The 22,225-nt window shown below is 61.1% G+C and carries 18 protein-coding genes; 9 read left to right on the top strand and 9 right to left on the bottom strand.

The features are described from left to right. The first annotated feature begins 281 nt into the window (after positions 1-281). The 3 genes from P9250_RS28935 to P9250_RS28925 all read left to right on the top strand — a co-directional run bounded on the left by P9250_RS28935 (position 282) and on the right by P9250_RS28925 (position 4,200). Entirely contained in the window at positions 282-1,007 is a 726-nt protein-coding gene (locus P9250_RS28935) for a sugar dehydrogenase complex small subunit (protein ID WP_310396494.1), read from the top strand. A 110-nt stretch (positions 1,008-1,117) separates the two neighbouring features. Next, on the top strand, positions 1,118-2,731 hold the full coding sequence (locus P9250_RS28930; protein WP_310396492.1) for a GMC family oxidoreductase: 1,614 nt from the start codon (positions 1,118-1,120) through the stop codon (positions 2,729-2,731). 14 nt (positions 2,732-2,745) lie between these two features. Further along, positions 2,746-4,200: a cytochrome c gene (locus P9250_RS28925; RefSeq protein ID WP_310396490.1), complete on the top strand. Its 1,455-nt coding sequence runs from the start codon at positions 2,746-2,748 to the stop codon at positions 4,198-4,200. Positions 4,201-4,233: 33 nt separating this feature from the next. On the opposite strand, the gene P9250_RS28920 is transcribed toward P9250_RS28925, so the two are convergent. The 6 genes from P9250_RS28920 to urtA all read right to left on the bottom strand — a co-directional run bounded on the left by P9250_RS28920 (position 4,234) and on the right by urtA (position 10,974). After that, complete coding sequence (locus P9250_RS28920; RefSeq protein WP_310396487.1) at positions 4,234-5,112, bottom strand: urease accessory protein UreD; 879 nt, start codon at positions 5,110-5,112, stop codon at positions 4,234-4,236. A 60-nt stretch (positions 5,113-5,172) separates the two neighbouring features. Beyond that, entirely contained in the window at positions 5,173-5,865 is a 693-nt protein-coding gene (gene urtE / locus P9250_RS28915; protein ID WP_309962637.1) for an urea ABC transporter ATP-binding subunit UrtE, read from the bottom strand. Between the two features lie 44 nt (positions 5,866-5,909). After that, on the bottom strand, positions 5,910-6,713 hold the full coding sequence (gene urtD, locus P9250_RS28910; RefSeq protein WP_244828098.1) for an urea ABC transporter ATP-binding protein UrtD: 804 nt from the start codon (positions 6,711-6,713) through the stop codon (positions 5,910-5,912). Between the two features lie 68 nt (positions 6,714-6,781). After that, positions 6,782-7,978, bottom strand: coding sequence for an urea ABC transporter permease subunit UrtC (gene urtC / locus P9250_RS28905; protein WP_250465351.1), 1,197 nt, complete (start codon positions 7,976-7,978; stop codon positions 6,782-6,784). 4 nt (positions 7,979-7,982) lie between these two features. Next, a complete protein-coding gene (gene urtB, locus P9250_RS28900) occupies positions 7,983-9,599 on the bottom strand; it encodes an urea ABC transporter permease subunit UrtB (RefSeq protein ID WP_244825973.1) in 1,617 nt (538 codons plus the stop codon). 67 nt (positions 9,600-9,666) lie between these two features. After that, positions 9,667-10,974, bottom strand: a complete 1,308-nt coding sequence (gene urtA / locus P9250_RS28895; protein ID WP_244825971.1) for an urea ABC transporter substrate-binding protein — start codon at positions 10,972-10,974, stop codon at positions 9,667-9,669. 608 nt (positions 10,975-11,582) lie between these two features. Between urtA and P9250_RS28890 the strand changes: the two genes are divergently transcribed. Both P9250_RS28890 and P9250_RS28885 read left to right on the top strand, forming a co-directional pair. Beyond that, entirely contained in the window at positions 11,583-13,772 is a 2,190-nt protein-coding gene (locus P9250_RS28890; RefSeq protein ID WP_310396485.1) for a hypothetical protein, read from the top strand. Then, on the top strand, positions 13,769-14,422 hold the full coding sequence (locus P9250_RS28885; protein ID WP_310396483.1) for a hypothetical protein: 654 nt from the start codon (positions 13,769-13,771) through the stop codon (positions 14,420-14,422). Before P9250_RS28890 ends, P9250_RS28885 begins: the two co-directional genes overlap by 4 nt. 100 nt (positions 14,423-14,522) lie before the next feature. On the opposite strand, the gene P9250_RS28880 is transcribed toward P9250_RS28885, so the two are convergent. Then, complete coding sequence (locus P9250_RS28880; protein ID WP_244825964.1) at positions 14,523-15,839, bottom strand: MFS transporter; 1,317 nt, start codon at positions 15,837-15,839, stop codon at positions 14,523-14,525. Between the two features lie 333 nt (positions 15,840-16,172). Here P9250_RS28880 and ppa point away from each other — a divergent pair, with 333 nt between their 5' ends. Then, positions 16,173-16,700, top strand: coding sequence for an inorganic diphosphatase (gene ppa / locus P9250_RS28875; protein ID WP_244825962.1), 528 nt, complete (start codon positions 16,173-16,175; stop codon positions 16,698-16,700). A gap of 75 nt (positions 16,701-16,775) precedes the next feature. Here the strand turns inward: ppa and P9250_RS28870 are convergent, their stop codons facing one another. Next, a complete protein-coding gene (locus P9250_RS28870) occupies positions 16,776-17,105 on the bottom strand; it encodes a GIY-YIG nuclease family protein (protein WP_310396480.1) in 330 nt (109 codons plus the stop codon). 129 nt (positions 17,106-17,234) lie between these two features. On the opposite strand from P9250_RS28870, the gene P9250_RS28865 reads away from it, so the two are divergent. After that, positions 17,235-18,383: a GNAT family N-acetyltransferase gene (locus P9250_RS28865; RefSeq protein WP_250509372.1), complete on the top strand. Its 1,149-nt coding sequence runs from the start codon at positions 17,235-17,237 to the stop codon at positions 18,381-18,383. A gap of 42 nt (positions 18,384-18,425) precedes the next feature. Next, the gene (locus P9250_RS28860; RefSeq protein WP_310396477.1) at positions 18,426-20,480 is read left to right on the top strand and encodes an NAD(+) synthase; all 2,055 of its coding nucleotides are present in this window, start codon (positions 18,426-18,428) and stop codon (positions 20,478-20,480) included. A gap of 63 nt (positions 20,481-20,543) precedes the next feature. Here the strand turns inward: P9250_RS28860 and P9250_RS28855 are convergent, their stop codons facing one another. Further along, complete coding sequence (locus tag P9250_RS28855; RefSeq protein WP_250509370.1) at positions 20,544-21,596, bottom strand: Gfo/Idh/MocA family protein; 1,053 nt, start codon at positions 21,594-21,596, stop codon at positions 20,544-20,546. Between the two features lie 282 nt (positions 21,597-21,878). On the opposite strand from P9250_RS28855, the gene glnK reads away from it, so the two are divergent. Beyond that, complete coding sequence (glnK, locus tag P9250_RS28850) at positions 21,879-22,217, top strand: P-II family nitrogen regulator (RefSeq protein ID WP_086969848.1); 339 nt, start codon at positions 21,879-21,881, stop codon at positions 22,215-22,217. Positions 22,218-22,225 lie beyond the last annotated feature (8 nt).

Genomic DNA, 22,225 nt, shown 5'->3' with positions numbered 1-22,225 from the left:
GCACAATTACGGGGCGTGCGGGTGCCTTTTCTTGGTGCGCAAAGTTCGGGCGGCGGCACTGTCTTATTGAACGACTGCGGATTCGTTTCCGCTGCCATGCCATCCAGGTGAAAGTCGCGCGAAATGACTCATGCGGCTGGATCGTAAACTCGGACGTGTCCGCTTGCTGAAAATGTGAATTTACGTCGTGCCGACGCCTCGATGCACTAATCGTAAGTACCTGTCTGGCAAAATGAGCCACCCGTCGAACGTGCCGACCCGCGCTTGAAGCTTCGCCTGTCATGGCCGCAAAGCGCCTCGTTCAATGTATCGCCACAGGCCGAATGCCGGCCATGTGTCCGCTCAACGAAGCCTCATGTTTGACCTCTATGTCTGCCGATAAAAAACGCCTGGAGTCGCTGCACGACTCTAGCGTCGTATCCTTCCCGCACACTTCCGCCTCGCTCTTTCCCGATACGCCAAACCCGTTGCGCAGGTTGATCGTCGGTGGCGTCGTCGCTTCATTGACCCTGGTTCCCGCGGTCACGTTAATGCGTCCCGTCTTTGCCGCGGGCGCAAGCTCGGGTGCGGACGCCGCGACCACTCGTGCATTCGCCGATGTCTCGCGCTATCTGATCGGCGAGCGCTCGCTCGACCCGACGCAGACATCTCGACTCCTGCAAGCGCTGCTCGACGACGATGCCGGCTTCGGCGCCGCGTGCCAGCAACTGGCGGCGTATCTCACGGCAAACAAGCCCGACCCGCTGCATCTGCAAGCGGACCTGGACGCGGCCAAGGCTTCTTATGCCTCCTTGCCGCGTCGTATCGTGACGGCCTGGTATGTCGGCGTGGTCGGCGATGGCGAACGTGCGCGCACCATCACCTACACGACCAGCCTGATGAACCGCGTCGTCGAAGACCGCCTGCGTCCGCCGAGTTATGCCTACGGCGGTTATGGCGCTTGGCGAGTCGATCCCCGCACGGTGAGCCTGCCGCCGCTCGTGGCTCCCGCTGCCGCGCGCGTGTAGCCAGCAGAACCCGCACTGCCGGTTTTCCGGCGCCAAACACACTCCAAACGTTTCCCATCCATGCCCCGGCCCGCAGCGCACGCGCGCCGGCACTTTTCATTGCCTCGAACATGTCCTCTCAAACCAACGTGCCGAACAGCGCCGATGTCGTCGTGATCGGTTCGGGGATCATCGGGTCGCTTGCCGCGCAAAAAATGGCGCAGCACGGCGCATCCGTCTTGATCCTCGAGTCGGGTCCACGCATCACGCGCGAACAGATCGTGGCGGGCTTTCGCAACTCGCCTCGCAAGAACGACTTCATGTCGCCGTATCCGTTCTCGTCGTGGTCGCCGCATCCGGTCTACAAGCCGACCAAGAACAACTATATCGTGCAGAACGGTCCGTATCCGTACGAGCCGGAATATATCCGCGCCGTTGGCGGCACGACGTGGCACTGGGCGGCGCAGGCTTGGCGCGTCCTGCCCAACGACATGCGTCTGAAGACGCTGTATGGCGTGGGCCGCGACTGGCCGATTGCCTACGAAGACCTGGAGCCGTTCTATTTCGAAGCGGAAGTGAAGATGGGCGTCTCCGGCGCACCCGACAACGGTTCGCCGCGCAGCAAGCCGTTCCCGATGCAACCCGTGACCGAATCGTATCTGGAGCAGCGCTTTCGCGAGCGGCTTGCACCGGCGGGCATCGCGGTCATCACGAACACGACTGCACGCAACAGCCGCACATACGATGGCCGGCCAGCCTGCTGCGGCAACAACAACTGCATGCCGATTTGCCCGATCGATGCGCAATATCACGGTGGCCTTGCAGCCGATGCCGCCGAAGCCTCGGGCGTGAAGCTGCTGCCGAACGCGGTGGTCTACAAGATCGAGCACGATGCCAGCGGCAAGATCGTCGCCGTGCATTACTACACGCCCGAGAAGGCATCGGTTCGAGTGACGGCGAAGACCTTCATTCTGGCGGCGAACGGCGTTGAAAGTCCGCGCCTCTTGCTGATGTCGGCAAGCGACAAGTTCAAGAATGGTCTCGCGAACAGTTCGGGCACCTTGGGCCAGAACCTGATGGATCATCCGAGCAACTCGTTGACCTTCGACGCGCAAGACGAGGTCTGGGCCGGTCGCGGGCCGATGAGCCCGTCGTCGATCCAGTTGATGCGCGATGGCGCGTTCCGCAGTGAACACGCGGCGTTTCGCGTCGACATCGGCAATTCGTCGCAGGTGTTGTCCATTACGCAGGACCTGATTGGCAAGGGTGTCTATGGTCCGGAACTCGAGAAGCAATTGCGCGAGCGCGCGGCGCATCAGGTCAGCCTGAAGAACGTGCTCGAAATCTTGCCCGACCGGCGCAACAGGATCTATCTCAGCGACCAGAAAGACGCGCTCGGGCTGCCGCGTCCGGCGGTCGAATATCGCATGAGCGATTACGTCGAGAAGGGCATGCAGGCGTCGAAAGCCTTCTACCTGAAGGTCGCCGACCTCATGGGCGGCACCAACCTACGTCACAGTCCCGATGGCGTCTACAGCAACAATCAGCACATCACCGGCACGCTCTCGATGGGCGCGGACCCGGCCGATTCCGTGTGCGACGCCTGGGGCCGCACGCACGATCACGAGAATCTCTTCCTCGCGAGTACCGGCGTCATGCCGACTGCCGCCACCGTCAACTCGACGCTCACGGGTGCCGCGCTCGCGCTGCGCACTGTCGATCACATCGTGAAGGAAGCGCGATGAAGCACGAACACATCATGTCGCGAACAAGCGCAGTCGAACGCCATGCGTTCGTCATCGGAAGTTTCATCAAGCGTGCAATGGCGGCTGGCGTGGCTGTCGCCTCGCTTGCCATCGGGTGGATGCCGGCGAGCGCTCACGCGGAAGCCGCCGTCGATGAATCCGCGTTTATTCAGCGTGGCGAGTATCTCGCGCGCGCGGGCGATTGCGTGGCCTGCCACACGGCGACCGGCGGCAAGCCGTTCGCGGGCGGACTGGCGATTGCCTCTCCCATGGGCACCATCTGGTCGACCAACATCACGGCATCGAAGACGCACGGTATCGGTTCCTACACCGAGGCGCAGTTCGCCGATGCCCTGCGCGCCGGCAAGCGTGCCGACGGCGCACAGCTTTATCCGGCGATGCCGTACACCTCGTTTGCGAAGCTCACCGATCCCGACGTACACGCGCTTTACACGTACTTCATGAAGGCCGTGCCCGCTGTGGATAGCGCCGTGCCGCACACCGATCTGCCGTTCCCGTTCAGCATTCGGGCATCGCTCATTCCGTGGAATCTGCTCTTCGTCGACAAGGATCGCTTCAAGCCCGACCCGCAAAAGAGCGTGGAGTGGAATCGCGGCGCTTATCTCGTCGAAGGCCTTGCGCATTGCAGCGTCTGTCACACGCCACGCAATCTGCTGATGGCGGAGCAGACCTCGCGTGGCTTGGCGGGCGGTGCGGTCGGCGCGTGGTACGCGCCCAATATCACGTCCGACACGACGAGCGGTATCGGCGGATGGAGCGAGCAGGATATCGTCGCGTACCTGAAAACGGGCGTCGTGCGGGGCAAGGCGCAGGCAGCCGGCCCGATGGCGGAAGCCGTGAATCACAGCCTGCAGTATCTGACCGATGCGGACCTCGGAGCGATCGCCACGTACCTGAAGACGGTTCCCGCCGTCCACGACGACGGCGATACGCTCGCGCTCGACGTGGCGTCCGGCCTTATCGAAGATCCGGATGCTGTCCGTCAGACGCCGTGGCCCGCCGACCCCGAACGGTTGAACGGCCCGCAACTCTACGATTCGAATTGCGCAAGTTGCCATCAGGCGAGCGGTCAAGGTACGGCCGATGGCGCGCTGCCGCCGTTGTCGCGTAACTCGGTCTTTCGCAACGGCCAGCCGAACAATGTCGTGATGTCGATTCTGCAGGGCGCGTCGCATCCGGAGTCCGCAAACCGCGCGTCTGATAGCGTCGACATGCCCGCCTTTGCAGACCGGCTGTCCGATACGCAGATCGCCACGTTATCGAGCTATTTGATGCAGCAGTTCGGGCGCCAGAATGTGCAAGTGACGGCGCAGGATGTGGCGACGTTGCGTGCCGGTGGTCGGGTCTCGCCCATGGCGAGCGCTGCGCGTATCGGGCTTGGCGTATTGATTCTCGCCGCGCTGTTTGCCGTCGTGCTGATCGTAAGAGCCCGGCGTCGAGTGCGCTAAGTCAGTGTTTCAACGAAGCGGCCGCTTGCGTCCTCACGTCGTCCAGAGCCGCAACGGCTGCGCCTTCACGCCATGCACGAGAGGCCGCAGCCGCAACCAGCATTCGGTCATCGCGCGTTGCAGCGGCTCCATCGAGTGGCTGATGGCGCGCACGATCAACACGCCAGGCGTAATGCACGATGCAGCCGCGCGCAACGTATCGTCGAAGGGCAGTTCGGCGGTGAGGGCTTCGGCGAGCGCATCGTCGCAAGCCGGGCCTATCGCCCATAGCGTGCCGTAAGCGGGAAAGCGCGCGAGTCCTTGCGCCGCATCGCAAAGAGGATCGGTCGCATCGAGCAGGCTGCGTTCGAACCAGAGCGGCTTGCCATCGGCATGCGCAATGCGCGATACCGCTTCGATATGTCCATGCGTCCAGCGCTCGCCCGCCGCCGCGCGGCCGAGCAGCATTGCGTCCCAGCCGATGGCGCTCGCGCCTTCGGCGAGCGTCAGACTGAAGTCGAGCTTCACGTTCGACGATTCGAACACGATGTTGTTCTGCGGCAGCCAGTCGAGCTTCGCATGCGCGGCGAGCGCGATATCTATACGCTGCGTCGCGAGCTTGCCGTTGGCCTTGTACCACTTGGTCGAACCGGGCGTCGTGACGACGGCATGCGTGTCTTCGCCGAGCTTCACGTCGATGGAGAGCCGGTCGCCGCCCGCGACGCCGCCCGGCGGATGCACGATCACCGCGTGGCAGATGCCGTCTTCCGGATAGAGCGGACGTTGCAGCCTGAGCGGCCCTTCGTGTTTGCGATGCGAAAAGACCGTGCGCCCATGCTTCTGCTCGAAACCGAGTTCGAGCCGGCCGCGCCAGACGTTTGGATCGGCGTCGATTTGCGCGGCAGCGAGTGCCGCGTGCGATTCATGATGCATGAGCGAGCAGTGACTAGTGAACTGAGCAGACGAGGTGAGCCGCCATGTTAAGCCGAAAAGTCAGACGGCGATCAACTCTCGCACACCCTGTTCATCCATCTCGGAGCCCGCGCCGCCCGCGATGATCTCGCCGCGGCTCATCACCCAGTAGCGGTCGGCGAGTTCGCGCGCGAAGTCGTAGTACTGTTCGACGAGCAAGACCGTCATGCCCATTTCATCGACGAGTTGGCGCAGCGTCCTGCCGATGTCGCGAATGATGGACGGCTGGATGCCTTCGGTCGGTTCGTCGAGAATCAGCAGCTGCGGTTCGCTCATCAGCGCGCGGCCAATAGCCAGTTGCTGTTGCTGACCGCCCGAAAGGTCGCCGCCGCGCCGGTTTTTCATGTCCTTCAGCACCGGAAAGAGCTGATAGATGTGATCGGGAATCTTCGATGGCGACTTGCGGCTCGCCGCGCCGACCAGCAGGTTCTCTTCCACGGTGAGGCGGCCGAAGATGTCTCGGCCTTGCGGAACATAGGCGAGGCCACTCGTCACGCGCGCATGCGTGGGCATCGACGAAATCTTCTTGTCGCGCCAGGTGATGGTGCCGCTGCGCGTCGGCACGACGCCCATCAAACAGCGCAGGAGCGTCGTCTTGCCGACGCCGTTGCGGCCGAGCAGCACGGTCAGCTTGCCATCGGGGACGGTCATCTTCACATCGCGAAGAATGTGGCTGCCGCCGTAGTACTGATTCAGGGATTCGACTTCTAGCATGGGTGCCTTGGGCTTCGCTCTGGTGATCTGTGCGGGCGGTGAGATCAGCGTCCGAGGTAGGACTCGATCACCGCTTCATCGCGCTGAACGTCTTCCAGCGTGCCCTCGGCGAGCACGCTGCCTTCGGCCATGACCGTGACCTTGCCATCGGCGCCCGCGAGCGCGGCGACGAACTCCATGTCGTGTTCGACGACCATCATCGAACAGGAGCCGCGCAGTTTGTTGAGCAGCTCGGCAAGTTCCATGGTCTCGTGATCGGTCATGCCGGCAGCGGGTTCGTCGAGCAGCAAGAGGGCAGGCTGCTGCATCAGCAACATGCCGATTTCGAGCCGCTGCTTTTGCCCGTGCGACAACTCGCCCGCGAGCCGCGTGGCCTGATGATGAAGGCGAATCAGCTCCAGCGTCTCTTCGATACGTGCCTGCGCCGCGCGGTCGAGCCGCGAACGCAGCGACGCGAACCAGCGCTTGTCCGTTTTCATCGCGAGTTCGAGGTTCTCCCACACGGGATGATTCTCGAACACCGTGGGCTTCTGAAACTTCCGGCCGATTCCAGTACGCGCGATCACCGGCTCCGACATGCGCGTGAGGTCGAGTGTCTGTCCGAGAAAGACCTTGCCCGTATCGGGACGCGTCTTGCCGGTGACGACATCCATCATCGTGGTCTTGCCCGCGCCGTTCGGGCCGATGACGCAGCGCAGTTCGCCCACGTCGATCGACAAGGTCAGTTTGTTGAGCGCTCGAAAACCGTCGAAGCTCTTGGTCACGTCTTCGAGGTAGAGAATGGTGCCGTGCGATACGTCGATCTCGCCGGGCGCGAGCACATGGCCGAGCCCGGTGATGCCGTTCATGTTGCGTTCGTTCGATTCCTCCGATTGCGGCAACGGCGGCAGATCGACGATCAGTGCGTTATGTGCGGTCATTCTGCGGCGTCTCCTGCGTGAGCCTTCTTGCGGCGCGCCATGTCGATGAGTCCCATGATGCCGTTCGGCAGAAGCAGCGGCACGAGCGTGAAGATGAGGCCGAGGAAGAACAGCCAGTATTCCGCGAAATAAGCGGTGAAGAAGCTCTTCGCGCCATTCACGGCGAACGCGCCGATGATCGGGCCGATGAGCGTTCCGCGTCCGCCTACCGCAACCCAGATCGCCATTTCAATGGAGTTGGCGGGCGACATCTCGCTCGGATTGATGATGCCGACTTGCGGCACATAGAGCGCGCCGGCAATGCCGCACAGCACCGCCGACACGGTCCAGATGAAGAGCTTGTATGCGAGCGGGCTGTAGCCCAGGAACATGAGCCGCGTCTCGCCGTCGCGCACGCCGGTCACCACGCGTCCGAGCTTCGAGGTGACGATCCAGCGCGCCGCGAGAAACGCGAGCACCAGCACCGCGAACGTGATGAGAAAGAGGCCGGTGCGCGTGCCCGGATGCGTGATCGGAAAGCCCGCGATGCGCTTGAAGTCGGTGAAGCCGTTATTGCCGCCGAAGCCCGTTTCATTGCGATAGAAAAGCAGCATCGCGGCGAAGGTCATGGCTTGCGTGATGATCGACAGATACACGCCCTTCACGCGCGAACGGAACGTGAAGAAGCCGAACACCCACGCGAGCACGCCTGGCACGAGGACGACGAGCAAAAGCGCATACCAGAGATGCTCCGTGCCTTCCCAAAACCACGGCAGCTTGTGCCAGTCGAGAAACACCATGAAGTCGGGCAGGTCGCTCTGATACGTGCCTTCGCGGCCGATCGAGCGCATCAGGTACATGCCCATTGCGTAGCCGCCGAGCGCGAAGAACAGCGCGTGACCCAGGCTCAGAATGCCGCAGTAGCCCCACACGAGATCGAGCGCGAGCGCGCCGATGGCATAGCACATCAGCTTGCCGATGAGCGTCATCGCATACGCGGACAGATGGAACGTGCTCGTTTCCGGCAGCACGAGCGCGGAGACCGGCACGACGATGCCCATCGCGATGATGAGCGCGATCAGCGCGATCCAGCCGTTGCGCGGCAAGAGTGCGGCGCGCGGCGGCAGGCCGAGCGCGAAGCCCGCGCGGGCGGCGTTCTCGTCGGGTTGCGGCGCGACGTCGAGATTGGCTGAGAGATTGGTCGAGGCAGTCATGGGATCAGGCCTCCGCGCTGCGGCCCTTCAGGGCGAACATGCCTTGAGGACGCTTCTGAATGAACAGCACAATCAGCACGAGCACCGCGATCTTCGCGAGCACCGCGCCCCAGAACGGCTCGATCGCCTTGTTGACGAGACCCAGTCCGAAGCCGCCGATCACCGTGCCTGCAAGTTGACCGACGCCGCCGAGCACCACGGCCATGAAGGAATCGATGATGTAGCTCTGCCCGAGATCCGGTCCGACGTTGCCGATCTGCGAAAGCGCGCAGCCGCCGAGTCCCGCGATGCCCGCGCCGAACGCGAACGCATACGAATCGACACGCGAAGTCTTCACGCCGACGCACGCTGCCATGCGGCGGTTCTGCGTGACCGCGCGCACGAAAAGCCCGAGCCGCGTGCGCGTGAGCACGCCCCATGCAATCGCCACGACGGCGAGCGAGAAGGCGAGAATGGTGAGCCGGTTATACGGCAGGATCAGATTCGGCATGACGGCAATCCCGCCGCTCATCCACGAAGGATTGGTCACCTGCACGTTCTGTGCACCGAAGAGCGTGCGCGTCGCCTGAATGAGGATGAGGCTGATACCGAAGGTCGTCAGCAGCGTTTCGAGCGGACGTCCATAGAGATGCTTCAATACGAGGCGCTCCAGCACGATGCCGACGAGCGCCGCCGCGGCAAACGACGCGGGGACGGCAAAGAGCGGATACCAGTTGAACGCGGCAGGCGCGTAATGCTGCACGAGGTTCTGCACGACATATGTCGCGTAGGCGCCGATCATCAAAAACTCGCCGTGCGCCATGTTGATGACGCCGATCAGACCGTACGTGATGGCAAGACCGAGCGCCGCGAGCAACAGCACGCTGCCGAGCGAAAGGCCCGCGAACAGCGTGCCGAAGATTTCGCCGCGATGCTGAATCGAATCGAGGTCTTCGATGCCCGCCTGCGCCGCGGCCCGCACGCGGTCGTCGGGTTCGTTGAAGGTGCCGTCCGCTTTCTTCGCGACGAGCGGACGCAGCAATTCGTACATGTCGAGATCGTGCCGCGCGGCGACGAGCTTGACCGCGTCCAGTCGCTTGGCAACGTCGGCGTCGTGCAGGGCGGTCATCGCCCAGAGCGTGTCGAGACGCTTCTTGAGCTCGGGATCGGTTTCGCCGGCGCGTGCGCGGTCGATCAGCGGCTTCATCGACGGATCGGGATTCTTCAGGAGCGCGGCCACAGCATCGCGACGCTTGGCGATATCCGGCGAAGCGAGCTGCAAGCCCGACAATGCGCCGTTCACTTTCGTGCGCAGGATGTTGTTGAGCGTGATCGCCTGCGCGTCGGGCGCTTCGACGACCTTGCCGGTAAGCGGGTCCTTGTTGCCGTCGTCGGTCTGCAGATAAACGTGGCCATTGTCGGTGGCGACGAGCGAGCCGTCCGCGAGCGCGGAGAGCACGGCGACCGAAGGCGCATCCGCGTTGGCGATCAGCTTGTCGATGGCCGCGGACTTCGCCTCGAAGTCGTCGGCGGCGAGCGGCGCGAGATCGTCGCTGGTGAGCGCATGCGCGGAGAACGGCGCGAGCGCGATGAAAAGCGCAAGCAGCATACGCGGGAAGAGGCGGGCGAACGAACCGGTCATGGTGGCCTTTCTGATGGTGACTGGCCGCGCGCGATGACACGCGCGGCCCTTTCCTCGACTCGATACGTTAGGCCGTGCGCGTGCGCGCGCGGCGCAGGAACGAGGGAATCGAGCTGACCACGTCCGGCTTGCCCTGATTGCCGGCGATATACGGGCTCCACGGCTGCGCGCGGATGGCGGTCTTCGTCTTCCACACGACGTTGAACTGACCGTCGCCGCGAATTTCGCCGATCATCACGGGCTTGTGCAGATGGTGGTTGCCATCCATCGTCAAGGTGAAGCCCGAGGGCGCGGCGAAGCTCTGACCGATCATCGCGACGCGCACCTTGTCCACATCGGCGCTCTTCGCTTTCTCGACCGCCTGCTTCCACATGTGGATGCCGACGAAGGTCGCTTCCATCGGATCGTTGGTCACGCGCTTGTCGCCGCCCGGCAGATTCTGCGCCTTGGCGTACGCGAAGAACTCCTTCTCGAACTTCGTGTTGTTCGGGTTCTTCACCGACATGAAGTAGTTCCATGCGGCGAGGTGGCCGACGAGCGGCTTCGTATCGATACCGCGCAGTTCTTCTTCACCGACCGAGAACGCGACCACGGGCACGTCCGTCGCCTTCAGGCCTTGATTGCCGAGTTCCTTGTAGAACGGTACGTTCGAGTCGCCGTTGATCGTAGAGACGACAGTTGTCTTTCCCCCTTGGGAAAAGGTCTTGATGTTCGCGACGATGGTTTGATAGTCGCTATGTCCGAACGGTGTGTAGACCTCTTGAATGTCCTCATCCTTGACTCCTTTCGAATGAAGGAAGGCGCGCAGGATCTTGTTGGTCGTGCGCGGATACACATAGTCCGTGCCGAGCAGGAAGAAGCGCTTGGCACTGCCGCCTTCCGCGCCCATCAGATATTCGACGGCGGGAATCGCTTGCTGGTTCGGCGCCGCGCCCGTGTAGAACACGTTGCGCGACATCTCTTCGCCTTCGTACTGCACGGGGTAGAAGAGCAGGCCGTTGAGTTCCTCGAAGACCGGCAGCACCGACTTGCGCGACACGGACGTCCAGCAGCCGAACACGACGGCGACCTTGTCCTGCGTCAGAAGCTGACGGGCTTTTTCGGCGAAGAGCGGCCAGTTGGATGCCGGGTCCACGACCACTGGTTCGAGCTGGCGGCCGTTCACACCGCCGCTCTTGTTGATATCGGCAATGGTCATGAGCGCCGTGTCTTTGAGCGACGTCTCGGAGATGGCCATGGTGCCCGACAGCGAATGCAGGATGCCGACTTTGATCGGACCCGTATCGGCGGCTTGCGCCTTGGTGATCGGAAGCTGACCCGCGAGGGCGAGCGCGCCCGACATGGAGCCGAACTTCAGCAGACTGCGTCGTTTCATTTGTGTGTTCCCCTTGCCGATGTGTATTTGCTTGACGTGGTGTGAGCGTCGACGCCCGCTACCAGCAAGGGGGTTCTGCAAGTGCTATGCCAATCGGGGGCTTTTGACCGATGGCTATGGGTTTGCGGAGTTTTCGGGAAGGAATTACAGCGTGACGGAGGCGTCTAGCGCGATTGCTTTTGGTGCATGGTGGCGAGGTGTGCGTCGTCGTGGTGCGCGGGTGCTTTATACAAGGAGCGACTCTGTCCTAAGCAGTTTGAGGATTATCTGAAATGTCCGCGGAAAAGCGATTCCGCCCTGCGTTTCGTTCCGGTTTTCCGCAACAATCCGGCACTACCGTAATCAGCAGGTAGCCTTGCCGAGTCCACCAATGATCATTAGCCCCCTTTACTTCCCGTCGAAGGCCTGATCACGCCCATAGAAAAATGGAAGACCGATCCAATGATGGATAAGGTCGATGACTTCGAGTTATCGCATAGTGGTGTTTTCCCAATCGCATTCGATCGACGCTGGCATTGCGGCATGCATCTGGTGCCTTTCGCGGGCGATGGTCAACTCGAACCGGTGCGGGCGATCGCAGATGGAGAAGTCGTTGCTTATCGGTCGCTTTGAAGGCCGTCTCGGATGGCCAAACAAATTCCGACGGCAGCCTTGCGCTCAACAGCAACATCGGCTTTGTGCTGCTCAAACACGTGACCGAAACAGGCGAAGGCCGCACCATCACCTTCTATTCGCTTTACATGCACTTGCTTGACGTCATTAGCACCAATGCGCTTGCATCGCAGCCAAATAATCCGATGCCTGAGAGTTCCCCCGGTGCGCTCGCCGCTTGGCTGCTCAGGGAGACAGAAGGCGTGCAAGCGGGCGGTGGAAAGAAGGTTTATCGGAAGGATCGCCTGGGTTTTGTCGGCCAAAGTCAGGGTGAGAAGCATCTGCACTTTGAGATCTTCATGACCGAGGCGGATTTCACCGCGTGGTTCGATCAGGTGGGGCATAAGGTTGCGTTGGGTGATGCACAGCCAAACACGCCAGCGTCGAAGGACTATTGGGGGCACACATACTTTGTTATTCCAAAGGGCTCCACGTTCATGAGCACGCCGCCGGGCCAAGGAAACCTGAAAACGAAAGGTCGCACACCCAAGCTGCTTTTCCCCGCACTGAACGCAGGCGCTTTGGATGCCAACAGCACGCTTTACGTCGAGACGTACTTTAGCCGGGGCGAGCGTTTCATGCGTGCGTGGATTGACAAGGGCGATCGGAAGCTTGTTTCGCTGACTCCGGAACCTGTGCAGGATAAGTTCGCGGAGTATGAATATGACCTTTACGAGCGCGCAACCACGCTATACGAAGCGTGCCCAAGCGAAGGCTATGAGTTGCTCCGTTTCGGCCGCATCCTGAGCACGGATACACCGACCTTGCCCGCCGGCAGTCGAGCTACTTGGGTCGAGGTACCGTTTGCTCAAGGTACGACGGGCTATATCGACGTGAATTTGGCCAGCATTCAAAAGCTGTCGGATGCAGACTTCCCTTTCTTCATGGGCTGGCAGAAAATCGAGGAGGGCAATACGCCGTTCAATCGAGAGGGGTTTTGTGGCTATGACGAGCTTTGCACGATTGCGGGTGTGACCGATACACGCCTAGCGTTACATGCCCAAACGCCAACGGAGTTCGACCATGACCAGCGACTGGCGGCTTATGTGCGTGGCGAGGCGGAAGTGCGAGTCAAGCTCAAGGGCTTTATTTGTCACGCCAAAAGCGAATGGGATACGAGCAACAATGAGGAACGCTTCCGTGCGCTGAATGAACCGAATGGATTCTTTGGTAAGCGCAAGGAGACCGATCCGCGTGGCTACGAAAACTTCCTCAGCTTCGTCAAGCAGTTTCAGTTTATAAAGCAGACGCCACTAGGCGAGGCGAATAAGCTTTGGTTTTTTCATCCGACGGCGTTTATTCGACACTTTAGGAAGTGTGCGTGGTTGAGTGAAAAAGAGTTCAAGCAGCTAGTACCATCTTTTACGGTCCGTAAGCACGGCGGGCAAACATTGTGGGAGCTAGTCCCAGGCACTTTCACTAGCGGAAATATCTTCAAGAACCAGCGAGTCGTTTTAAATCGCATGATGTGCACCTACGGCATCAACACGCCGTTACGTATGGCAAGTTTTTTTGGCAACGCTATTCAAGAATCTCAATGGTTGCAACTGCTGGAAGAGGGCTCTCCTACAACTCAAAGATATTACCCTTGGTTTGGGCGCGGCTTCCTACAGCTGACATGGGCAAGCAACTACCTCGACTATTGGGATTTTCACGGGCGAGCATCACAAATCCCGTCAGCTGTACGTGTACAACTTCTCACTGCGCAGCAAGCGGCAGATCGTTCACGGAGCAACGATGTTTGGCAAGCCACTGAGACTGCTCTTACACCTGACATGCATAAGTGGCGGGCCAAGGTCTCGCTTCCGGATCAGTCGGATGCCGCGTTGAGCGCAGGCTTTTACTGGGTGAAGCTGCGGATGGCCAGGTATGCCGATGAGCCGCATGTACTGGAGCGAGTAGGGCTTACCGCAAATCGACGTGCGCATAGTTACTACCGCAGCGCTAGTTTTTGGAAAGCATCGGCATCGGTGAACTTGCCAGGGGCAATCGATAGTCTCTATTCGATACGGCTTAACGGATTTGAGGCGCGCTGTATGGCTTACAACGTGGCTCTCGCAGTCTTATCCGAAGTGAAATTCCCGATCGCGCCGGGCCAGGCGGCAGACACGCCAGATTACGATATTCTGCGAAGAGGCCAAAGATGAATAAAAAATTATGTCTGCTATGTGGCTCAAAAGCTTGCCAGTCAATCGCAAAAGGCTTGGCCGTCTGTTTCATTGCTCTCGGGCTGCACAGCGCTTCATCCGCAAAGTCTGAACCAAACGAGCGAAAGGAATTACTTGTTAGCAGCGGTAACCATCATTGTTCCATTGGATTCAAAGATCCTTACGGAGGATGGATATCCGGCAACAGCTATGCGGTAGACGACTTGCCGTACAAAAAAACCGGCATCGGGAGTCTTGCAATTACCTTCGTTTGTCTAAGTTCGTCCGATGCGGGCTCAATTCGCGACTACACCTTGGCTCGATATGACGCACAGAAAGGACGTTGGTTCACGGATTTATCGGGGGTGTCTGCACGCGACAAGAAGGTGTTGGTTCCGGCTGTGCAGTGGCTTTTGGTAAAGGCTGTTGGGAGTTCCGGTTTAGTAGTGCTTCAGCGCATGATCGTCGGTGATCCGCAAAATCGAAGTGTCTCATTAGGGTTCTGTTTGCTTCGCGCAGCCGTGGCCCTGTGCGGCAGTGCACCCGTCGTGGCGGTACCCCGCTTTAGCAAGACCGGAGTAATACCGGAGGCGTTGAAGATTATCGAGTCGATCGAGTTCCTCGACACGCCCGGCAAGAACCCTGCATAGGAGCTTATAAAGCGCGGGAGTGCGATGCATCATCGCGGCGATGTACCGCCTGCGCCATAATAGGAGAGCCGCCTCGTTTCCACGGCGGCTCTCCTTCGATTCACCGATTGACCATTCGCGCAGGCACGCTCAGCACGAGCAGCGCGCCCACGATCAGACAACCGGCCAGCATATACATGCCGCTTGCGTTCGATGCCGTGGCTTGCTTGAGCCATCCCACGAGATACGGGCTCAGAAAGCCCGCGAGATTGCCGAGCGAATTGATCATCGCGATGCCGGCGGCCGCGCCCGTGCCCGCGAGGAACGCAGTCGGCAGACTCCAGAACAACGGTAAGGTCGTGAGAATGCCCATGGTCGCAAGCGTGAGTCCGAGCATGGCAAGCGGCGTGTTCGCCGACCACACGACCGAGAGCACCAGCCCCAATGCGCCGATGAACGCCGGAATGGCGATATGCCAGCGCCGCTCGCCGCGCTTGTCCGCGCTGCGCGCGACCAGCAGCATGCCGATCACCGCCGCGCCGTAGGGAATCGCGGAGAGGAGGCCGACCGTGAGCGCATCGGAGACGCCGGTGGCCTTGATGATCGTCGGCAGCCAGAAGCTCACGCCATAAAGACCCATCACGAAGGAAAAGTAGATCAGGCTCATCAGCCAGACTTTCGGGCTCGACAGAATCTTGCCGATGGGCATGTCCTCTTTCTCGACGTTATCGGCGGCGATATTGCGTTCGAGCAACGCTCGCTCGTCGGCCGTGAGCCACTTCGCTTTCGAGATGCGGTCGTCGAGTTTGAAGAACACGACGAGTCCGACGACGATCGACGGAATGCCTTCCAGCAATAGCAGCCACTGCCAGCCATGCCAGTCGTTCGTGCCATCGAAACGCTTCATGATCCAGCCCGACACCGGCCCGCCGATCAACCCCGACAGCGCGATCGCCGTCATGAACAGCGTCGTCATGCGCCCGCGCCGTTGCGCCGGAAACCAGTACGTCAAATAAAGAATGATGCCGGGAAAGAAGCCCGCTTCGGCCACGCCCAGCAGAAAGCGCATGACGTAGAACATGGTCGGCGTGGTGATGAACATGGTGAGCGCGGAAATGACGCCCCACGAGATCATGATCCGCGCGATCCACACGCGCGCGCCGACGCGATGAAGAATCACGTTGCTCGGTATCTCGAAGATGAAATAGCCGAAAAAGAATATGCCCGCGCCGAAGCCATAGACGGCATCGGAGAGGTTCAAATCGGCGGCCATCTGCAACTTGGCGAAGCCGACGTTCACGCGGTCGAGATACGCGACCACATAACAAATGAGCAGAAGCGGCGAGAGCCGCCATGCGACCTTCTTGTAGGTTGCCTCCTCGAATGCGGAAGGCGTGCCCGTGGCGGGGCTTTGCACTGAATCGGCGGTGCGGGCCATGTCGTCTCCTCTTTCTCTTGCGCGTTCGGGTTCGTTCGATGATTACAGACGCGTAAGGATTCTAGCTGCCAGGCGGCAAGCCGAGGCGAGGGTTTTGGATCGGGGAAAACACGGATGAACGTGTGGCGTGCAACGTCCGGCGATCCTCCCGCCAAGGCAAGCGAAAGGGCGCGCAGGCGCGTTTGGCTATAATGCCCGGGTTGCACTTCGCTGCATCCACGCCGCCTCGCGCGACCGCGCGAATGCGCAGAAACGCGGCCACCGCGCCGAAGAGAATGCCTCGCGCGCGCGGCGCTGACAGATTTCCGAACTCAACTTCATCAGAGAGCGCTCATGAGCTTCAACAACGTACCTTCCGGCAAGGATCTTCCGCAGGACTTCAACGTCATCATCGAGATTCCCGCGCAGAGCGATCCGGTGAAATACGAAGCGGACAAGGACATGGGCCTGCTCGTCGTCGACCGTTTCATCGGCACCGGCATGCGCTATCCGGCGAATTACGGCTTCATCCCGCAGACGCTGTCGGGCGACGGCGACCCGGTCGACGTGCTGGTCATCACGCCGTTCCCGCTGCTCGCAGGCTCGGTGGTCCGCTCGCGCGCGCTCGGCATGCTGAAGATGACCGACGAATCCGGCGTCGACGCGAAGCTGATCGCCGTTGCACACGACAAGATCTGCCCGATGACGGCAAATCTCAAGTCGATCGACGACGTGCCCGAGTACCTCAAAGACCAGATCAAGCATTTCTTCGAACAATACAAGGCGCTGGAGAAGGGCAAGTGGGTGAAGGTCGAGGGCTGGGACGGCATCGAAGCCGCGCACAAGGAAATCTCGGAAGGCGCGGCTAACTTCAAGAAGTAAGCCTGGCTTTCGCGCGTCGCGTTGCGTAGACGCGATGCGAGTGGTCCGCACGGCCGCGCTCGATGCGCGGCCGTTTCAATTTGCGGGCGCGTCGTGGGCTTCGTCCAGGTTGTCATCCACGACGGCGGCAGCGGGCGGCGGCAGCACGGAATCGAGCGTGCGCTCGCCCGCGATCAACGCGCGCTTTTGCCTCGCGGTGAGCTGCTTCACCCAATATTCGGCGCGCAACGCCTCCGATCTTCCCTGCAGTTCGAACGACGCCACGACGCGCAGCGGCTTGCGCGCGCGGGTATAACGCGCGCCCTTGCCGGCGGCATGCGCGACGAAGCGCGCTTCTACATCCGTGGCGATGCCCGTGTACAGGCTGCCATCGGCGCATTCGATGAGATAGAGAAACCAGGGCATGGCCGGGATTATCGCCGAATCGGCGCAACCTTCGAGAGCGGCCACGCCCGACTAAACGACGAATTAAAACTTGCGCGAGAATAGCCCTTCATGCCCGCAAGGGCAAAACTCATCATTCGAGGTCTTCCGTTGAATCGCGAAGTCGAAATCCAGGTAGTCGACACGCTAGAGGACATTTCGCCCGAGGAGTGGAACCGCCTCGCGGGCGCGAATCCCTTCGTCAGTCACGGCTTCCTGTCGGCGTTGCAGGACACGCATTGCGCGGTCAAGCGCACCGGCTGGCGGGCGCATCACCTCATTCTGAAGCGCAACGGCGTCTTCGCCGGCGCCATGCCGCTTTATCTCAAGTCGCACTCGCGCGGCGAATATGTCTTCGACCACGCCTGGGCCGATGCCTTCGAACGCCACGGCGTGCGCTATTACCCCAAGGCGCTCTCGGCCGTGCCGTTCTCGCCGGTGACGGGTCCGCGTCTCATCGCGGCCGAACACGCGGATCGCGTGCTGCTCGCGCGCGGTGCGATCGAGCTTACGCGGCAACTCGACATCTCGTCGCTGCACGTGCTGTTTCCGCACGCACAAGACATCGAGGCGCTGAAGGACGCGGGCTACATGTTGAGAGAAGGCGTGCAGTTTCATTGGGAGAATCTGCCGGGCGCGGGCTACGAGAATTTCGACGCGTTTCTCGCCACCATGAGCCACGACAAGCGCAAGAAGGTGAAGCAGGATCGCCGCCGCGTGACCGAAGCGGGCGTGACTTACAAGTGGCTGCGCGGCCGTCAGATCGACAAAAGCGCGCTCGATTTCTTCTATGGCTGCTACGAGAACACGTACAAGGAGCACTGGAACGCGCCGTATCTGACGCGCGAGTTCTTCGGTCAAATTCACGCCGATGCGCCCGACAACATGCTGCTCGTCATCGCCGAAGCGGACGGCGAGCGGCTCGCCTGCGCGCTCAACATGATCGGCGGCGACACCATGTATGGCCGCTACTGGGGCACGCGCGAGTTCGTTTCGGGGCTGCATTTCGAAACCTGCTACATGCAGGGCATCGCGTATTGCATCGAGCACGGGCTGGCGCGCTTCGAAGGCGGCGCGCAGGGCGTGCACAAGATGTCGCGCGGCATGTTGCCCACGCCGACATGGTCCGCGCACTGGATCGCCGACCAGCGCTTTGCTCATGCGATCAGCGAGTTTCTCGATGAAGAAACCGCCGCGATGACGCAGCATATCGAGGAACTCGAAGCGCATACGCCATTCAGGAAGATGGCGACGGATTGAAGCGTGCGGCATGATGACGAGTATCCAAAGGATACGCAAACAATGAAAACCGAATTCCTGAACCTCTACAGCCATGGTTTCGCGCGGGTTGCCGTCGCGGTGCCGGAATGCAAGGTGGCCGATCCATCGTTCAATGCCGGAGAGACCATCGCGCTCGCCCGGCAGGCCGCGCAAAACGGCGCCGTGCTGGTCGCGTTTCCCGAGCTGGGGTTGTCCGCTTATTCGTGCGAAGACCTGTTCCATCAGGACGCGTTGCTCGTCGCGTGCGAGCGCGCGCTGGCCGCGCTGGTCGAAGAATCCCGCTCGCTCGATATCGTCATGGTGGTTGGCTTGCCGTTGCGCGTCGATCACGCGTTGTACAACTGCGCGGCCGTGGTGTCGTCCGGGCGCGTGCAGGGCGTGGTTCCCAAGAGCTTCCTGCCGAATTACGCGGAGTTTTACGAAGCGCGCCAATTCAGTGCTGCCGATTGCGCGTTGGTCGACGAGATCCATTTGCTGGGCGCGGAGGTTCCCTTCGGTTCAGCGCTGCTGTTCGATATTCCGTCGATTCCGTATTTCCGCTTCCACGTGGAAATCTGCGAGGACGTCTGGGTGCCCATTCCGCCATCGTCGTTCGCCGCGCTCGCGGGTGCGACGGTGCTCATCAATCTGTCGGCATCGAATATCGTCGTCGGGAAAGCGTCGTACCGGCATCAACTGGTCGGGCAGCAATCGGCGCGATGCATCGCGGCGTATCTCTATTCGTCGGCGGGCAAGGGCGAATCCACCACGGATCTCGCGTGGGACGGGCAGGCGCTCATCTACGAGAACGGCGAGCAGCTCGCCGAGTCGGAGCGCTTCAGCGACGCATCACACGTCATTTTCGGCGATGTCGATGTCGAGCGGCTGTCGCGCGAACGCATGCATCAGACGACCTTCGCTCAGTCGGCGCGCAGACATCAGGAAGAGGCGCGCAAGTTCCGTATCGTGCGATGTGAAGTGGCCGTGCCCGCGGCGTCCGTGTTGCCCTTGCAACGTGCGGTGCCGCGCTTCCCTTACGTGCCGATCGACGCGAGCAGACGCGACGAGCGCTGCATGGAGGTCTACAACATTCAGGTTCAGGCGCTGGTGCAACGGCTCGCTTCGAGCAATATTTCGAAGGTCGTGATCGGCGTCTCCGGCGGCCTCGATTCGACTCATGCCTTGCTCGTCTGCGCCAAGGCCATGGACCGGCTCGGCCTGCCGCGCACCAACATTCTCGGCGTGACCATGCCCGGTTTTGCGACCAGCGAGCGCACGCTCAACCAGGCGCGCCGGCTGATGGACGTGGTTGGTTGTTCGGCATCCGAAGTGGATATCCGGCCGAGCTGCATCCAGATGCTGAAGGACCTCGGTCATCCGTATTCGACGGGCGAGGAACAGTACGACATCACCTTCGAGAACGTGCAGGCGGGCGAGCGCACGAACCATCTGTTCAGGCTCGCGAACTACAGCAATGGCATTGTGATCGGCACGGGCGACTTGAGCGAACTGGCGCTTGGCTGGTGCACCTACGGCGTCGGCGATCACATGTCGCACTACAGCGTGAACGCCAGCGTGCCGAAGACGCTCATCACGCATCTCGTGCGATGGGTGGCCGAGACGGCGCAGATCGGCAACGACGGCGCCGATGTGCTCAACGATATTCTCGCCACCGAGATCAGCCCAGAGCTCATTCCGGGCAAGGTGAAAGGCGCGCTCGAACAGAAAACCGAGAGCGTGATCGGGCCGTACGAGCTTCAGGACTTCAACCTTTACTACATTCTTCGCTTCGGTTTCCGGCCGTCGAAGGTGGCATTTCTTTCATCGACGGCGTGGGGCGACAAGGACGCGGGCGCGTGGCCTGCCGATGTCGACCTCGTTCATCACGAATACGACCTCACGCAGATCAAGAAGAACCTGCGCATCTTCCTATATCGCTTCTTCAAGCTGAGTCAGTTCAAGCGGTCGTGTATTCCGAATGCGCCGAAGGTGGGAACGGGCGGTTCGCTCTCGCCGCGTGGAGACTGGCGCGCGCCGAGCGATTCGGAAGCTACGGTCTGGCTCGATGATCTGGAGAATATTCCGGACGCGTCGTGACGTTCGTTGCACGCAGAAAGGGCGTCGTATGCGCGATGAATGCACACGACGCCTTCGAAACCTTCAATCCCGTGGCAACTCGATCACCGCGCCCGACTTCGCCGCGGCCACGATAGCTTCCGTCACGCGCAGGTTCCTGAGCCCGTCGCGGGCCGATACCAGCGGCGCCGCCTCGCCGCGCGTAACCGCGCCGAAGTGCTCCATCTGATGCTTGATGGGGTCGTCCCGCACCATGCCGACGACACCCGCTTCGAACGGCTTCCACCACGAACGGTCTTCATCGCGCGGATAGGTTTTCAGACGCATGGTCGGAATGGCGAGGCTGCCGTTGGTTCCCGCGACGAGATAGCAATCCTCGTCGGCGTAACTCGCGTAAGCCTTGTTCTCTTCGGAGGTCTGCTCCCAACTGCGCGCGCTCGCCGCCGAATCCGAAAGCAGGAACGTGCCGAGCGCGCCGCTTTCGAAGCGCAGATTAATCGCGACCGTATCCTCGACGGCAAAGCCGCGCGCCGCATGCGATAGAAACGCCTGCACCGCGACGATCTCGCCGCAAAGCATGCGCAGGTTGTGAACCTCGTGGATCATGTTGAGCAGGATCGGGCCGCCGCCAGGCTCGCGACGCCAGGGCGCATCCGTGAAGTAATGATCGGGCTTCAGAAACATCGCGCTGCCGGTCACGGCGACAAGGCGCCCCAACACGCCGGATTCGATCACCTCACGGGCCTTCGCCATGATCGGACTATGCGCGCGATGATGGCCGATGAGAATCGGCACGCCCGCTTCATCCGCTGAGCGCACGAGCGCTTCGGCTTCGGCGACAGTCGGCGCAATCGGCTTTTCGAGCAGCGTCGGTACGCGCGCGTCGAGGCATTGCAGTGCTTGCGGCACATGCAGCTGATTCGGCGTTGCGAGCACCACGCCGTCCGGTTTGTCCTGTGCGAAGAGTTCGTCGAGCGTCGCGTAGATCGGCACGTCCGCCCGTTCCGCGATGGCGCGCGCAGCCGGCGACGGATCGACAATGGCCGACAGCATGCATGTCGCGCTGTTCTCCAGGACGCCGATATGCGCCTGTCCGATATATCCGGCTCCGGCCACGGCGATTCGAGTTCGGGTCATACTGTGCCTCCTCCTTGGTTTTCGTTCGACGTTGCTCGCGTTCCGAAGCGCCGTCGGGTCGATCCACATCATAAAATCAACCGGTGCGCCTGCAATGCGGACTTGCGATATCGCCGACGTATCGGCCACGACGCAGCTCTTCGCGTTGAATGCACCAAAAACGCCTGAAAAACAGCCGCATAAGCGCTGAATCGATAACCGGCAGCCTGCTAGAATCAAAAGCATCTGTCCTTCGCGGACACGACCCATTCCGAAGATTCTTGAACTCAAGCGAGGCACGCCATGAAACGTATCACCGCCATCATCAAACCGTTCAAGCTCGATGAAGTCCGTGAGGCGCTCGCCGAAGTAGGCCTGACCGGGCTGACGGTTACTGAAGTCAAAGGCTTCGGCCGTCAGAAAGGACATACCGAGCTCTATCGTGGTGCAGAGTACGTCGTCGATTTTCTGCCGAAGGTGAAGATCGAAGTAGTCGTCGCCAACGATCAAACCGATCAGGTCATCGACGCGATCATCGGTGCGGCGCGCACCGGCAAGATCGGCGACGGAAAAATCTTCGTGGCCGAAGTCGAGCGCGTCATTCGCATTCGTACCGGCGAGGAAAACGAAGCGGCGGTCTGAGGGCTTCG

Origin of the sequence: Caballeronia sp. LP006 (genome assembly GCF_031450995.1) — a bacterium.
GTDB lineage: Bacteria > Pseudomonadota > Gammaproteobacteria > Burkholderiales > Burkholderiaceae > Caballeronia.
Note: the sequence above shows the minus strand (reverse complement) of the source record. Positions and strands in the feature narration are given on the sequence as shown.

What these genes read in the sequence shown, in the direction of transcription:
- urtE (WP_309962637.1), bottom strand. Translation starts at nt 5,865, where the DNA reads ATGCTAGAAGTCGAATCCCTGAATCAGTACTACGGCGGCAGCCACATT.
- urtB (WP_244825973.1), bottom strand. Translation starts at nt 9,599, where the DNA reads ATGACCGGTTCGTTCGCCCGCCTCTTCCCGCGTATGCTGCTTGCGCTT.
- urtA (WP_244825971.1), bottom strand. Translation starts at nt 10,974, where the DNA reads ATGAAACGACGCAGTCTGCTGAAGTTCGGCTCCATGTCGGGCGCGCTC.
- P9250_RS28855 (WP_250509370.1), bottom strand. Translation starts at nt 21,596, where the DNA reads ATGACCCGAACTCGAATCGCCGTGGCCGGAGCCGGATATATCGGACAG.
- ppa (WP_244825962.1), top strand. Translation starts at nt 16,173, where the DNA reads ATGAGCTTCAACAACGTACCTTCCGGCAAGGATCTTCCGCAGGACTTC.
- P9250_RS28920 (WP_310396487.1), bottom strand. Translation starts at nt 5,112, where the DNA reads ATGCATCATGAATCGCACGCGGCACTCGCTGCCGCGCAAATCGACGCC.
- P9250_RS28860 (WP_310396477.1), top strand. Translation starts at nt 18,426, where the DNA reads ATGAAAACCGAATTCCTGAACCTCTACAGCCATGGTTTCGCGCGGGTT.
- urtC (WP_250465351.1), bottom strand. Translation starts at nt 7,978, where the DNA reads ATGACTGCCTCGACCAATCTCTCAGCCAATCTCGACGTCGCGCCGCAA.
- P9250_RS28925 (WP_310396490.1), top strand. Translation starts at nt 2,746, where the DNA reads ATGTCGCGAACAAGCGCAGTCGAACGCCATGCGTTCGTCATCGGAAGT.
- P9250_RS28880 (WP_244825964.1), bottom strand. Translation starts at nt 15,839, where the DNA reads ATGGCCCGCACCGCCGATTCAGTGCAAAGCCCCGCCACGGGCACGCCT.
- P9250_RS28935 (WP_310396494.1), top strand. Translation starts at nt 282, where the DNA reads ATGGCCGCAAAGCGCCTCGTTCAATGTATCGCCACAGGCCGAATGCCG.
- P9250_RS28870 (WP_310396480.1), bottom strand. Translation starts at nt 17,105, where the DNA reads ATGCCCTGGTTTCTCTATCTCATCGAATGCGCCGATGGCAGCCTGTAC.
- P9250_RS28930 (WP_310396492.1), top strand. Translation starts at nt 1,118, where the DNA reads ATGTCCTCTCAAACCAACGTGCCGAACAGCGCCGATGTCGTCGTGATC.
- P9250_RS28885 (WP_310396483.1), top strand. Translation starts at nt 13,769, where the DNA reads ATGAATAAAAAATTATGTCTGCTATGTGGCTCAAAAGCTTGCCAGTCA.
- urtD (WP_244828098.1), bottom strand. Translation starts at nt 6,713, where the DNA reads ATGAACGGCATCACCGGGCTCGGCCATGTGCTCGCGCCCGGCGAGATC.
- glnK (WP_086969848.1), top strand. Translation starts at nt 21,879, where the DNA reads ATGAAACGTATCACCGCCATCATCAAACCGTTCAAGCTCGATGAAGTC.